Below are 14767 nucleotides of genomic sequence, written 5' to 3' on the forward strand. Positions count from 1 at the left end.
TCTTATTTGTCTTTTTTACTAAAGTCAAAATCTACATCTGGTGCATTTTCAGAACCAGCATCAGCTTTATAACGAGTCATTTCATCGAAATTAAATAAACCTGCTAATAAAGAACCAGGAAACACTTTTATATGTTTATTGTATTTATTTACACCTTCATTAAAACGGTCTCTTGCTACATTAATTCTGTTTTCCGTACCTTCTAACTGGCTTTGTAACTCCAAAAAATTAGCATTTGCTTTTAATTCTGGGTAACGTTCTACAGAAACTAATAATTTTGATAATGCCCCGCTCATACCTTGTTGTGCTTGTTGAAATTGAGCCATTTTTTCTGGCGTTAAATCTCCTGCATTAATATTTACTGATGTAGCTTTAGCTCTAGCATTAATTACATCTGTTAATGTTTCTTTTTCAAAATCCGCAGCTCCTTGTACAGTTTTTACAAGATTTCCAATTAAATCATTTCTACGTTGATAAGAACTCTCTACATTAGACCATGTTGTTTTTGCATCTTCTTGTAAAACTACAGCGTCATTATTAAATCCTACTCCCCAATTATAAAGTGCGAAAGCAATAACTGCAAGAATTATTACGGGTACTAACCATTTTTTCATAATTTCTAATATTTAATTTTTGATTGATTTTTTGTATTTACAATATTACGTAATAAAATTGAGTTTTTAAAGCGAAGTTCCGCCATCTAAAGTTATAGTTTGCCCTGTAATAAAGCGCGTGTTATCAGACGCTAACCAAACTACAGCATCTGCTATTTCATCAGCTTTACCATAACGTTTCATTGGGATTACACTTTTTAAAATGGCATCCATTTCTGGTTTTGCGTTTATCAATTGAGTTAATAATGCAGACTCTGTATAACCAGGACACACTGCATTTACACGTATATTTTTGGTTGCATACTCCATTGCAGCAGACTTTGTCATACCAACAACAGCAAATTTACTTGCGCTGTAACTAATGTTATTGGGTGATGCTTTTAAACCTGCCAACGATGCAATATTTACAATATTACCATAACCTTGTTCTAAAAATTGTTGCAATGCAACCTTCATACAATAAAAAACTCCTGTTTGGTTAACTGCAATTACTCTACCCCAATCTTTTAAAGAAGATTCATGCGTTCTTAATAAATTAGGCCCAATTCCAGCATTATTTACAATTACATCTAACTTTCCAAATTCTTTAACGGTTGAATGGATTAGGTTTTCTACTTCTTCAAATTTAGCAACATTACATTTATTTGCGATAGCTTTTCCTCCATTTGATTTAATTTCTTCGGAAGTTTTTTCAGCATTTTCTATATTAATGTCTGATACTACAACGGTTGCTCCATGTTTAGCAAAATGAATTGCGGTTGCTTTTCCAATTCCTGATCCTGCACCAGTTACTATTACTATTTTATTTTCTACTTGCATGTTGTTAAATTTTATTTTGGGCGTTTCCTAAAAAGGTCGGGCTTTTCACTATATCTTTTACTTTGTTCTCGATACAAATTTTTTTCATTCTTCAAAAATTCACTCGAACTGACAGTAAAAGGATGTCGCTTCAATCCCTAACGCAAATCCGTCTTATTAAAATAAGAATGATGTAATTTTATAATTTACAAAATATTAATCTTGAATCTGATAATGCAGATGCTCTTAATTCTCTTGGATATTCCTTGAATTGCATCAGCTTAAAAAATTCATTTTTGTTAGCGTATTTTACAATGAGAACTTCATCCCATAATTTTTCTTCCGTAGGACCAATTATTGTTGTTATTGGTTTTCCTTTAAAAATAATTTCTGCAGCTATCTTCTCGAAAAAAGGAAATGCAGCTTTCATGTAATCCTTATAAGTTTCTTTTCCAGTTTTTCCGGTGGATAATACTTCTTCTTTATAATTGAGATAATTCATCATAAAAACTGGTGAATTTTCATCAAAAGTTGATAAAACTGCTAAACCTTCTTTGTTTATTTCTTGATGATTTTCACTCATTTTTAATCAATTTTGTTAGTTTTTATCGATTTTAATGCTAATTTACAGCATAATTCGGCTGCTTTATTCAAATTAGCAAAACGAGGGTCTGTTGTCCATCCTTTTGAATATCGATAATAAATTTGTTGTGCAATCACTGCTATTTTAAACAATCCGAATACATAATAGAATACCAAATTATCTACATTTCTTCCTGATTTTTCAGCATACATTTGGGCAATTTCGCTTCTTATTGGATTTCCTTCAAAAATTGTTGGAGACGGAATTCCTTGTTTTACAAAATCGTTATCTGTTGCAATTGTCCAATAACCGAGAGAAGTTCCTAAATCCATTAAAGGATCGCCTAAAGTTGCCATTTCCCAATCTAAAACGGCAGAAACTTCTTGCCAAGTTTCATCTTTAAAAACAACATTATCGTACTTATAATCATTGTGTATTAAGCAATGTTCATATGTTGTAGGCTGATTCTCTTGCATCCAATTCATCACCATTTCTGCTTCAGGATATTCGTCTGTTTTAGCTTTTAAATATTGCTTTCCCCAATTAGAAACTTGCCTTTCTACATAACCTTCTGGTTTTCCTAAATCTTCTAAACCAACCGCTTTATAATCTACATTGTGTAACTCAACTAACGTGTCTAACCAAGAATTTGCAATGGTTTTATATTCCGCTTGCGTAATATTTCTTTGTTTTGCTTCTTTATAATTTAAAATGATGCCTTCTACTTTTTCCATGATATAAAAATCACTTCCTAAAATAGTTTCATCATCACAAAAAGCAAACATTTTTGGTACTTTAGAAAATGCTTTACTTACACCACTTTGCACTTTAAACTCACGACTCATATCATGACCGCGTTTTATAGCGCCTTTTGGTGGTTTTCTTAAAACAAATTCTTTGTTTTCTATTTTTAATAAATAAGTTAAATTAGAAAAACCGTGTGTAAATTGCTCTACAAACAAATCGCTTTCAACCGAATTAATTAATTCATTTTCTTGAAGATATTTCTTCAACAGAACTTCATTTAACTCCTCGCCTTTTCTTACTTTTTGATTGCTCATTATTGATTTCCGTATTTCTTAATACAACTTTTACCTAATTGATACATGTGTACTTCATCTGGTCCATCTGCCAAACGCAACATTCTTGCAATGGCAAAATAATGTGGTAAATACGTATCTGGACCAACACCCTTTCCCCCTAAAATTTGCATTGCTCTGTCAATTACCTTTAAAGCCATATTTGGTGCAACAACTTTTATCATTGCTATAATATCTTTTGCTTCTTTATTGCCTGCTTTGTCCATTTTATCTGCTGCAGAAAGTGTAAGCAAACGCGCTTGTTCAATTTCACATGCTGATTTTGCAATTTCATGACGAATACTACTATAATCGTAAAACTTTTTACCAAAAGTTTCTCTTTCTAACGTTCTTTTAGACATAGTTTCTAACGCATATTGCGTCATGCCAACCAAACGCATACAATGATGAATTCTTCCAGGACCTAAACGACCTTGTGCAATTTCAAAACCTCTGCCTTCACCCAAAATTAAATTCTCTTTTGGTACGCGAACATTATTTAAAATAATCTCTGCATGACCTTCTGGAGAATCGTAATATCCTAAAACCGAAAGCGGACGAACAATCTCTAATCCTTCAGTATTCATAGGAACCAAAACCATACTTTGCTGTTGATGTCTGTGTGCATTTGTGTCTGTTTTACCCATAACAATAGCAACTTTACAATGCGGATCCATAGCGCCAGAAGACCACCATTTTCTTCCATTAATTACATATTCATCACCATCTAAAACAATAGAAGTTTCAATATTTGTAGCGTCTGAAGAAGCAACTTGTGGTTCAGTCATTAAAAAAGCAGAACGGATTTCTCCTTTCATTAAGGGTTCTAGCCATTGTTTTTTTTGTGCTTCATTTCCGTATTTTGCTAATACTTCCATGTTTCCTGTATCTGGAGCAGAACAATTAAAAATTTCTGAAACCCAGATTTTCTTTCCCATTATTTCTGCTAAAGGCGCATATTCTAAATTGGTTAAACCCGGACTTAAATCGCCATAATTATTTGGTAAAAACAAATTCCACAAACCAGCTTCTTTTGCTTTTTGCTTTAGCATTTCTATTTTAGGAAAACGCTTCCACATATTATTTTTATCAGCTTGAAAAGCAATAAATTCTTCTTCTACAGGAACAATATGTTCTGTAATAAAAGCTTTTAGTTTTTGCTGTAACTCTTTTGATTTATTTGTGTATTCGAAGTTCATTTTAATGTGTTAAAAAGTTTGAAAGTAGAAAGGTTAAAGGTTTTTTCATGAGGTTTCTCAATCGCCTAAAAAGGCTCATTTCGAAATGACATTCGTAATTCTTAATTTGTAATTAATTAACCCGCAATCATATAACCACCATCAGCTGTATAAACACCGCCTGTCATATAATTACCTGCATCAGAAGCTAATAAACAAGCTAAACCTACCATTTCTTCTGGCATTCCCATTCTTGCACTTGGTAACGATTTTTCAATCTTACCTAATATTTTTTCATTTTGCCACAAAGCAGCACTGAATTTTGTTTTAATCAAACCTGGGCAAATTGCATTGGCTGTAACGCCATGTTGTCCCCATTCTTTTGCCTGATTTTTAGTCAGCATTAAAATAGCTGCTTTACTTGTGCTGTAAATTCCTAATCCAAAACCTGGCGTTAACGATTCTACAGATGCAATATTGATGATGCTTCCTTTTTTATTCGTTTTAAAATGTGGCAACACTAAATTAGACAACGCCCAAGGTGCTTTTACATTTACATCCATAATTTTATCGAAAATTTCTGGAGAAACATCTTCAATAGGACCAAAAACAGGGTTGATTGCAGCGTTATTTACAAGAATATCTATTCTTCCAAAAGCTTCAATTGTTTTTTCAATCAGATTTTTACGCTGATCTTCCTTTCCTATATGACAAGCAATACCAACTGCTTTTAAACCTTCTTTGGCAAATTCTTTAACAACCTCATCACAGGCTTCTTGACTTCTACTTGAGATAACAACTTGCGCTCCGTTTTCTGCTAAACCTTTAGCAATTGCTTTTCCAATTCCTTTGCTTGAACCTGTAATTACAGCAACTTTTCCTTCTAAATTAAATTGTTCTTTTATATTCATTATAAAATATATTCTTTGTCTTTCTTAATAGTTATTTCTTCGTTATTCATTAAAGATTCTGCTAATGAGTTTGTCTTCGGAACTTCATATTTAAAATAGAATTTCATAGTATGAATTTTACTTTCGTAGAAAGTTTCTGAATATTTTCTGTCAGCATTTTTCAACTCACTTTTAGCATTAACAGCCATTTCTAACCATAACCAACCTAAAGTAACAATACTCATATATTCCATAAATAAATTAGCGTCTGCTAAATAACGTTCGTAATTCCCTTTCATGGCAAAAGGCATTAAATGACCTAACACTTTTTGAGAGAGTTGTAGTTTTTCGCCTAAAATTGTAGCATAACCTTTTAAATCGTCATCTTTAGCAGCTAAATGAATTGTTTGCATAATTTCAGCAGCTAATAACTCTAATCCTTTTCCATTTTTCATGGTTACTTTTCTGCCCAATAAATCTTGAGATTGAATTCCCGTTGTACCTTCATACAACGCAGAAATTCTAATATCTCTGTAATATTGTTGCAGCACAAAATCTGTACAAAAACCATAACCACCTAACACTTGTAAACCATTATCTACGGATTCTGCTCCAGCTTCCGAAGGGAACGTTTTTACAATAGGAATTATCATTTCTAACAATAAATTGTACTTCTCTTTTTCTTCTTCTGACGAAGTTGAGTGAATAATATCGTGATATTTTGAAGCCAAAAACACCAAACTTAAAGAACCTTCTGCAATTGCTTTTTGCAACAACAACATTCTTCTAACATCTGGATGTTCTATAATTAAACTCTGTTTTTCTGAAGGATTTTTCTTTCCATTAGCAGTTAATTTTCTTCCTTGTGGTCTTTCATTTGCATATTGTAAAGAAGCTCTGTAAGCAGCCATTGTAATTGCTGCAGCTCCTCTACCAACGGCAATTCTTGCACCGTTCATCATTAAAAACATTTGATTTAAACCTTTGTGCTCTTCGCCAACAAGCCAACCTCTACAATCGTCTGTATCTCCAAAACCTAAATGCGTTGTACAATAACCACGTTGTCCCATTTTTTGAAAATCGGCAACCGTCATTACATCATTATATTCTAAAGTTCCGTCTTCTTTTAGTCGATTTTTAGGAACTACAAAAAGTGAAATTCCTTTTGTTCCTTTCGGAGCACCTTCAATTCTTGCTAATACCAAATGCACAAAATTATCTGCATATTGATGATCTCCTCCAGAAATAAATATTTTTTGTCCGCTTATTTTATAAAAACCTTCATCTGTAGGAATTGCTTTTGTTGTAATATCCGACAAAGAACTTCCCGCTTGCGGTTCTGTTAAACACATGGTTCCGCCCCAAGTTCCAGAAAGCATATTTGGAACATATGTTTTGTTTAATTCTTCCGTACCAAATTCTGTAATTAATTCAGCAGCTCCCAAAGTTAAACTTGGATAACCTGGCAAATGGTTGTTAGCAGCATCCATAATATATAAGATTGCTTGAAACACTGAAATGGGCATTTGCAAACCGCCATCTTTGTAATCGAAACAGGCTGCAATAATACCCATTTCTCCAGATTGTTTCATTACCGTTTCTACTTGTTTGTGAACTATTACAGTTCCATCTTTATGATATGCTGGGTTTTCATCCATTTCTCTGAAATATGGATACAACTCTCTATCAGAAAATTCTTTTACAGAATCTATAAAAAGATTTAACGACTCCATATCATGATCTTGGAATCTTTCGGCAGTAAGTAAATTTTCTAACTTGTGTATATCATAAAGTATGTATTTAAGTGTTTCTAGGTCTACATACTTTTTAGGCATAATATTTAAGTTTTATGATTGGTTTCTTATTTTAAAGAGCTTCTATACCGAACTCTTTGTTTCCAAATATAACGAAAATTATTATGCATGCATAGTAAATTGCAAAAACAATAAATAATTAGGTGTGGCAAAACTTAAGAAAAGGCAATGATATGAATACGTTGATTCATTTTTTTGGTAGAAGAAAAAATTTTAAAGTTGATTTTTGATGTTGACCAATTCTGACCTTACAACTTCTAATCTACTTATAATTTCATGGTTATTAACAACTGTATCAGGATTTTTCTTGAGTTTTTGTTTTGCGCCTTCAAGAGTAAACCCTCTTTCTTTTACAAGATTGTAAATTAATTTGAAGTTCTCAATATCTTCTTTAGTAAAAAGACGATTCCCTTTTGCATTTTTTTTAGGTTTGATAATATCAAACTCTTTTTCCCAAAAACGAATATGCGATGTATTTACATCAAAAGCTTTGGCAACTTCGCCAATTTTATAGTATCTTTTTTCAGGTAAATTTATATGCATTATTCAGTATTAATCGTAAGATTGCCCCTCTTCTTCAGCAGCTTTTTGCATTGCTAAAAACTCTTCTGGAGTTAAATCTCCGTAATAAAAATTCAAAGGATTTACAGGTCTATCATTTTTATGAACTTCGTAATGTAAATGCGCAGAAACTGATCTTCCTGTGTTACCAACATAACCAATCAAGTCTCCTCTTTTTACTTTCTGCCCTCTTTTAGCATTCATTTTACTCATGTGAGCATAAATAGTTTTATAGCCATAACCATGATCTATATAAACTACTTTACCAAAAGTAGCACTTCTTTTTGCGTGTAAAATAGTACCATTCCCAGAAGCATAAATTGGAGTTCCAACAGGTGCTGTAAAATCCATTCCTTTATGAAACTTTCTTATTTTTAAAATAGGGTGCATTCTCCATTTGTAACCAGATGCCATTCTTGTTAGATGTTCTAATTTTACAGGTAAAACAGCCGGAATAGAAGCTAACATTTTCTCTTTTTCTTTTGCTAACGTTACTATTTCATCTAACGATTTAGATTGAACCACCATTTGTTTAGACAAAACGTCGATGTTTTTTGTTAAATCTTTAATCATTTTAGAATTATCAAAACCTTCTAAATACTTATATCTATTTACACCTCCAAAACCTGCTTTTCTTTGTTCTTCTGGTATTGGATTTGCCTCAAAATAAGTTCTATATATGTTATTATCTCTCTCTTGTAGTTGTGCTAAAACCCGAGAACTTTCTTCCATTCTTTTATTTAATACTTGATATTGAAGCATTAAATTATCTAACTCACGCTTCTGAGCTCGTTCGTTTGGAGACATTAAAAACTGACTAAAGCCAATAAAACCAAAGAAAGCAATTAATAAAACTGCCATAAAACCAAAAATGGTTTTTTTATAAAACACACTTTTCCTTACCTCAATTTTACGGTAAGAAAGCGTTTCTGCGTCGTAATAATATTTTACTTTTGCCATACAGCTATTTATGCTATTTTTGTGGTTTTCTATTTGGTACGTCCAAAATGGAAACTCACAAATTTACAAAATGTTTTACAACTACCTTTTTTTAGTAGTTTTTTAATGATAATTTAACAGTTTTACTGTATGAAATCTCAAGAAGTAAGAGCAAAATTTTTAGACTTTTTCAAAGAAAAATCGCACTTAATAGTACCATCTGCACCAATGGTAACTAAAGATGATCCAACATTAATGTTTGTGAATTCTGGAATGGCACCATTTAAAGAGTATTTCCTTGGAAATGGAACACCAAAAAACAACAGAATTTCAGATTCTCAAAAATGTTTACGTGTTTCTGGTAAGCATAACGATTTAGAAGAGGTTGGTTATGATACGTATCATCACACACTTTTTGAAATGTTAGGAAACTGGTCTTTTGGAGATTACTTTAAAAAAGAAGCTATTGCTTGGGCTTGGGAATTATTAACCGAAGTTTACGGTATAGATAAAGACATTTTATATGTTACTGTTTTTGAAGGGAGCGATGATGCAGATAATCTAAAAATGGATCAAGAAGCATATGATCTTTGGAAAGAATTGATTCCAGAAGACAGAATCTTAATGGGTAATAAGAAAGATAATTTCTGGGAAATGGGCGCGCAAGGACCTTGTGGACCATGTTCAGAAATTCATGTAGATATTAGAACTCCTGAAGAAAAAGCAAAGGTTGATGGTAAAACTTTAGTAAATGAAGATCATCCGCAGGTTGTAGAAATATGGAACTTAGTATTTATGCAGTACAATCGTAAAGCAAATGGTTCTTTAGAAGGCTTACCAAACAAACATATAGATACTGGAATGGGATTTGAGCGTTTGTGTATGGTTTTACAAGACGTAAAATCTAACTACGATACAGATGTTTTTACACCAATTATTCGTGAAATAGAAACCATTACAGATACTGAATATAACAAAGACGAAAAAACGGATATTGCTATTCGTGTAATTTCAGATCACGTTAGAGCTGTTGCATTTTCAATTGCAGACGGTCAGTTACCAAGTAATAATGGAGCTGGTTATGTAATTAGAAGGATTTTAAGAAGAGCTGTTCGTTATGGATTTACATTTTTAAATAAAAAAGAGCCTTTTATATATAGATTAGTTGATGTTTTAAGCAAAAAAATGGGAACAGCTTTCCCTGAATTAAAAGCGCAAAAACAACTTATTGAAAACGTAATAAGAGAAGAAGAAACCTCATTCTTAAGAACATTAGACCAAGGTTTAATTTTATTAGACAGAATTATTTCAACTTCAAAAACAAAAGAAATTTCTGGTGAAAAAGTATTTGAATTATATGATACTTTTGGTTTCCCAATAGATTTAACTGCTTTAATTCTTTCTGAAAAAGGATATACTTTAGATGAAAAAGGATTTCAAGAAGAACTTCAAAAACAAAAAAACAGATCTCGTGCAGCAAGTGAAATGTCTACTGACGATTGGACTGTTTTAGTTGATGATGCTGAAGAAGAATTTGTAGGTTATGATTCTTTAGAAGCTAACGTAAAAATTACGCGTTACAGAAAAGTAACTTCAAAAAAAGACGGAGAATTATACCAATTAGTATTCAATTTAACACCTTTTTACGCAGAAGGTGGGGGGCAAGTTGGAGATAAAGGTTATTTAGAAGATACGCACGGAGACGTAGTTTACATTTTAGATACTAAGAAAGAGAATAATGTAATTATTCATTTTACTAAAAACCTTCCAAAGCATTTAAACGAAACTTTTAAAGCAGTTGTAGATGCAAAACAACGTTATAGAACAGAATGTAACCATACAGCTACACACCTATTACACCAAGCTTTAAGAGAAGTTTTAGGAGAACATGTAGAACAAAAAGGTTCTGCAGTACACTCTAAATATTTACGTTTCGATTTTTCTCATTTTTCAAAAATGACACCAGAACAATTGCGTGACGTAGAAAACTTTGTAAATGCACGTATTGAAGGTAAATTACCATTAAAAGAACAACGTGCAATTCCTATGGAAAAAGCAATTTCTGAAGGTGCAATGGCATTGTTTGGAGAAAAATATGGAGATGCGGTTAGAACAATCCAATTTGGGCAATCTATTGAATTATGTGGAGGAACTCACGTGCAAAACACTGGAGATATTTGGCATTTTAAAATTAAGTCTGAAGGAGCAGTTGCTGCCGGAATAAGAAGAATTGAAGCCATCACAAATGATGCTGTTAAAGATTTCTATTTTGAAAACAACCAAGCTCTTTTTGAAATTAAAGACTTATTAAACAATACTAAAGAACCGGTAAAAGCAGTTCTTAAATTACAAGATGAAAACACTACGCTAAAAAAGCAAGTTGAGCAACTTCTAAAAGAAAAAGCTCAAAATTTATCTGGCGAATTGAGAAATCAATTACAAGAAATAAATGGTGTTCAGTTTTTAGCTACAAAAATAGATTTAGATCCTAACGGAATTAAAAATTTAGCCTTTGCTTTAGGTAAAGAGTTTAAAAATTTATTCTTGTTTTTTGCCGCTTCAGAAAAGGCAGATAAAGCAATGTTAACGTGTTATATTTCTAAAGAATTAGCTGCAGAACGTGGTTATGATGCAGGAAAAGTTGTACGAGAACTTGGTAAGCTAATTCACGGAGGTGGTGGCGGACAAAATTTCTTTGCAACTGCAGGTGGTAAAAATCCTGGTGGAATACCTAAAGCTTTAGAGAAAGCGAAAGATTATTTAGTATAAAAATAAAAAAAGGCTCAAATTGAAATTTGAGCCTTTTTTTATTGCAATGCTTTTTTATAAGTAGAAATAGCTCTTTCTCTTGCAAACTTATGCTCAACCATTGGCTTAGGATAAGTTAATTCGTCAAAATCTTCTATCCATTTTCTAATGTATTTTAAATCTTTGTCGAACTTTTTTAATTGAGATTCTGGATTAAAAACTCTAAAATACGGAGCTGCATCACAGCCAGTTCCTGCTGCCCATTGCCAATTTCCGTTGTTTGCAGAAAGTTCAAAGTCTAAGAGTTTTTCTGCAAAATAAGCTTCTCCCCAACGCCAATCAATTAACAAATGTTTACATAAAAATCCAGCTGTAATCATTCTAACGCGATTGTGCATGTAGCCGGTAGCGTTTAACTGTCGCATACCAGCATCTACCATTGGATAACCCGTTTCTCCATCACACCATTTTTTAAATTCTGCTTCATTATTTCTCCAGGGAACAGCATCATATTTTTGGCGAAAATTGTTGGTAACTACTTTCGGAAAATGAAATAGAATTTGCATGAAAAACTCTCGCCAAATTAATTCATTTAAAAAGGTAGCATTCGTATTTAAAGCAAATTGAACCATTTTACGAACACTTACTAAACCGAAACGAAAATAAGGTGATAAATAGGATGTTTTATCTTGATATGGGAAATCTCTAATTTCATCGTAGTTATCTAAATCCGATAAGTTATACGGCTTAACTTTTATAATACTTTCTTCAAAACCGATTGATTCTAGCGTAAGAAAATCTGTAGAAAATTGATGAAATTTTGAAAAATCTATTGGATATTCTTTTGTATCAACCTTACTATTAAAACCTTGCAACCACTTATTTTTATATGGTGTAAAGACCGTATATGGTAAGCCGTCATTTTTTGTTACTTCATTTTCTTCAAAAATAACTTGATCTTTATAACTAAAAAAATCAATATTATTTGAAGCTAAAAACGCTTTAACTTCGTGATCTCTCTTTATTGCATACGGTTCGTAATCTTTGTTTGTATAAACTGCTGAAATTTCAAATTCTGAAATTAAACTTTTCCAAACCTCTATTGGATTTCCTTTTTTAACCAATAACGACGAGCCTTCACTTTTTAACTGAGAATCTAGCTTTGACAAAGTTGAATAAATAAAAGATACTCGTGCATCATCTTTTGATAATCTATCTAAAATTTCTTTGTCAAAAATAAAAACAGGTAGTACTTTATTGCTGGATTTTAAAGCATTAAATAATGCTACATTATCTTCTAAACGTAAATCTCTGCGATACCAAAAAACACTAATTTTATTTGTCATTAAATAATTTTTCTAATGTTATAAATCTATAATTAAAAATAGTGTTTAATTGCTTTTTAATAAATATACTTTGTGCTAAATGTCCTAAAAATCCAAACGGAATTTTATACGATATTTTATCTTTCATTAATGTATTTCCGTTTGTTAATTTTTCAAACCAATGCTCATGATGCCACATTTTATAAGGCCCAAAACGTTGCTCATCAATAAAAAAATCTTGCTCTTTAACTTGGGTTATTTCTGTAACCCAGTTTGTTTTAATAAATGGAACTGGAGATACTTTATAAGTAATTATTTGCCCTTGATAAGCTTTCTTATCTACTTGTGAAGTGATATTAAAACCCATTTTAGGTGGCGTTATTTTTGCTAAATTTTCTGGAGACGAAAAATAATCCCAAGCTTTTTCTATCGATATATTTAGTTCTTGCTGGGTTTCTAACGTATAAATACCGGAATGTTTTTTAAAGTTTATCATCTATAAAAATCTTCTTATTTAATTACTATTTTTTCTATTTCTAATTTAAATGCTTCGTTCTTTTTATTTCCTACTAAAATGGCAATTTCTTTAATTGTGTTTGATGAAAAATTATCTTTATTCAATTTGTATCCTCTAAAAGAAGGGAAAAAACCATTTAAAGGCAATTCTATTGTTTGCCAAGATGTTGTTGTTTGAAACGTTTGAATATACCAATAACGCTGACTATTACTTGACTTTATTCTAAACTGATACGCTTTACCATCTCCTTTTAATTTGACAACAACTTTAGTTTTTCTGTCATCAATAATCAAGTCTACAGGTAAACGTGTCATAGCAAACCCTCCGTTATTATCTAAAGAAACAGTTCCTGAAAAAACTCCATTTCCTTCATTATTGAGTGTCATTTTAGAAGTAGACAAACCACCCATAACATTATCATTGGTAATTAACCACTTATTTATATCTGCATTTTTATTAAAATTAAAGACCATTATTTCTAAAGTAAAAAAAGTAATTAGTAAAAGGTTTAAGAGCGTTTTCATTCTTATAATTTTAAAGACACAATTCCTGCATCTATTGGAAAAACTTGTCCCGATATTGCAGATGCATCATCAGACAACAAATAGGTTGCTAAACTTGCAACTTCTTGTGCTTTTAAAACTTTTTTAAGAGGATGACGTTCTTTCATATTTTCTCGCTGTTTGTCATTTCTTAATAATTTTTCAGCCAACAAAGTATCTGTAACTGTTGGCGCAATACAATTAAACCTAATTTTTGTTGCAAATTCTCCTGCTAAAGATTTTACTAAGCCTTCTACAGCGGACTTACTAGCAGAAACACTTGCGTGAAATGGCATTCCCATTTTAGTTGCTACAGAACTAAAAAACACAGCACTTGCGTTATTATTTTTTAATGGATTTATATATTTCTGAATAATTTTTACAGCGCCAATAACATTAATTTCAAAATCTTCGCGAAAATCATCAATTTTTAAACGTCCAATTGGCTTTAAATTTATACTTCCTGGGCAATAAACGAGACCATTAAGTTCTTCTATCTCTGGTAAATCATCCTTTAAAACATCTAAAGAATAATGAGTTACATTAACATGATCTTCAATTCTATTTCTGCTAAAATTAATAATCTTGTGCGTATCTTTTAAAGCATTAACAATAGCTTTACCAATACCTCTACTTCCTCCTACTACCAAAATTGTTTTCATAAATTATTAATTTGCTGTTAATCTACCTTTTAATCTTAGCTCTAATTTTCTTTTAATCACTGTAATTCTTTTCATAACATCCATTAAAGTGTCTTCTTTTGTCTTTTTATAAATTTCATTAATTGATAAGACAATTTCTTTTGCAGTACGCGCAGCAATTATCTTTTCATTTCTGGTTCTAAATGATTTATAATTCACTTCAAAATCTAACGCTTGCTCTACTAACTTTTTCCTATTTTTTTTCATCGTTTAGAAATTTTATTGTTACTAATATTTTGTTGTCTTGTACATTTAAACCTACCTTTTACAAAGTCTCTTTTTGCTTGGTGTTTACTGCTACGACCTGTTACCCTAGCCCTCCACAGTTTAAAACTAGATAATTTTAATTCTTTACGCATTAAGCTTATTACCTCTTGCTCTTTTAAACCAAACTGAAACTTTATTGCATCAAAAGTGGTTCTATCTTCCCAAGCCATTTCTATAATTCGGTCTAATTCTCTACACGTCATAATTTTAT

General features: G+C 31.6%; 16 protein-coding genes. 1 reads left to right on the forward strand and 15 read right to left on the reverse strand.

Going from position 1 to position 14767, the window contains the following annotated elements; genetic code table 11:
• Positions 1 to 2: 2 nt before the first annotated feature.
• The 9 genes from L1S33_RS01385 to L1S33_RS01425 form a co-directional block, all read right to left on the reverse strand.
• Positions 3 to 614, reverse strand: a complete 612-nt coding sequence (locus L1S33_RS01385) for a LemA family protein (RefSeq protein WP_072556011.1) — start codon at positions 612 to 614, stop codon at positions 3 to 5.
• Positions 615 to 680: 66 nt separating this feature from the next.
• Positions 681 to 1433: an SDR family NAD(P)-dependent oxidoreductase gene (locus L1S33_RS01390; protein WP_240560900.1), complete on the reverse strand. Its 753-nt coding sequence runs from the start codon at positions 1431 to 1433 to the stop codon at positions 681 to 683.
• A gap of 178 nt (positions 1434 to 1611) precedes the next feature.
• A complete protein-coding gene (locus tag L1S33_RS01395; protein WP_240560901.1) occupies positions 1612 to 1995 on the reverse strand; it encodes a hypothetical protein in 384 nt (127 codons plus the stop codon).
• A gap of 2 nt (positions 1996 to 1997) precedes the next feature.
• Positions 1998 to 3056, reverse strand: coding sequence for a phosphotransferase family protein (locus L1S33_RS01400; protein WP_240560902.1), 1059 nt, complete (start codon positions 3054 to 3056; stop codon positions 1998 to 2000).
• Positions 3056 to 4273, reverse strand: a complete 1218-nt coding sequence (locus L1S33_RS01405) for an acyl-CoA dehydrogenase family protein (RefSeq protein WP_240560903.1) — start codon at positions 4271 to 4273, stop codon at positions 3056 to 3058. Before L1S33_RS01405 ends, L1S33_RS01400 begins: the two co-directional genes overlap by 1 nt.
• Before the next feature lie 116 nt (positions 4274 to 4389).
• Positions 4390 to 5163, reverse strand: a complete 774-nt coding sequence (locus L1S33_RS01410) for an SDR family NAD(P)-dependent oxidoreductase (protein ID WP_240560904.1) — start codon at positions 5161 to 5163, stop codon at positions 4390 to 4392.
• A complete protein-coding gene (locus L1S33_RS01415) occupies positions 5163 to 6977 on the reverse strand; it encodes an acyl-CoA dehydrogenase (RefSeq protein ID WP_240560905.1) in 1815 nt (604 codons plus the stop codon). The genes L1S33_RS01410 and L1S33_RS01415 overlap by 1 nt, the downstream gene beginning before the upstream one ends.
• A gap of 192 nt (positions 6978 to 7169) precedes the next feature.
• Complete coding sequence (locus L1S33_RS01420) at positions 7170 to 7499, reverse strand: MerR family transcriptional regulator (RefSeq protein WP_240560906.1); 330 nt, start codon at positions 7497 to 7499, stop codon at positions 7170 to 7172.
• A gap of 9 nt (positions 7500 to 7508) precedes the next feature.
• Positions 7509 to 8477: a M23 family metallopeptidase gene (locus L1S33_RS01425; RefSeq protein WP_240560907.1), complete on the reverse strand. Its 969-nt coding sequence runs from the start codon at positions 8475 to 8477 to the stop codon at positions 7509 to 7511.
• Between the two features lie 129 nt (positions 8478 to 8606).
• Between L1S33_RS01425 and alaS the strand changes: the two genes are divergently transcribed.
• Entirely contained in the window at positions 8607 to 11225 is a 2619-nt protein-coding gene (gene alaS, locus L1S33_RS01430; protein WP_240560908.1) for an alanine--tRNA ligase, read from the forward strand.
• A gap of 38 nt (positions 11226 to 11263) precedes the next feature.
• On the opposite strand, the gene L1S33_RS01435 is transcribed toward alaS, so the two are convergent.
• Genes L1S33_RS01435 through L1S33_RS01460 form a run of 6 tightly spaced genes read right to left on the reverse strand, consistent with a single transcriptional unit; the run spans position 11264 to position 14759 of the window.
• Positions 11264 to 12550 (reverse strand): cryptochrome/photolyase family protein, encoded by a 1287-nt coding sequence (locus L1S33_RS01435; RefSeq protein ID WP_240551316.1) that lies wholly within the window; start codon positions 12548 to 12550, stop codon positions 11264 to 11266.
• On the reverse strand, positions 12540 to 13025 hold the full coding sequence (locus tag L1S33_RS01440) for an SRPBCC family protein (RefSeq protein WP_240551315.1): 486 nt from the start codon (positions 13023 to 13025) through the stop codon (positions 12540 to 12542). The genes L1S33_RS01435 and L1S33_RS01440 overlap by 11 nt, the downstream gene beginning before the upstream one ends.
• 14 nt (positions 13026 to 13039) lie before the next feature.
• Complete coding sequence (locus L1S33_RS01445; RefSeq protein ID WP_240560909.1) at positions 13040 to 13570, reverse strand: CIA30 family protein; 531 nt, start codon at positions 13568 to 13570, stop codon at positions 13040 to 13042.
• Positions 13571 to 13572: 2 nt separating this feature from the next.
• Entirely contained in the window at positions 13573 to 14250 is a 678-nt protein-coding gene (locus L1S33_RS01450; protein ID WP_240560910.1) for an SDR family NAD(P)-dependent oxidoreductase, read from the reverse strand.
• A gap of 6 nt (positions 14251 to 14256) precedes the next feature.
• A complete protein-coding gene (locus tag L1S33_RS01455; protein ID WP_072556025.1) occupies positions 14257 to 14496 on the reverse strand; it encodes a hypothetical protein in 240 nt (79 codons plus the stop codon).
• On the reverse strand, positions 14493 to 14759 hold the full coding sequence (locus L1S33_RS01460) for a TIGR03643 family protein (RefSeq protein ID WP_072556026.1): 267 nt from the start codon (positions 14757 to 14759) through the stop codon (positions 14493 to 14495). Before L1S33_RS01460 ends, L1S33_RS01455 begins: the two co-directional genes overlap by 4 nt.
• Positions 14760 to 14767: the final 8 nt, after the last annotated feature.

Source organism: Tenacibaculum aquimarinum, from assembly GCF_022478115.1.
GTDB lineage: Bacteria > Bacteroidota > Bacteroidia > Flavobacteriales > Flavobacteriaceae > Polaribacter > Polaribacter aquimarinum_A.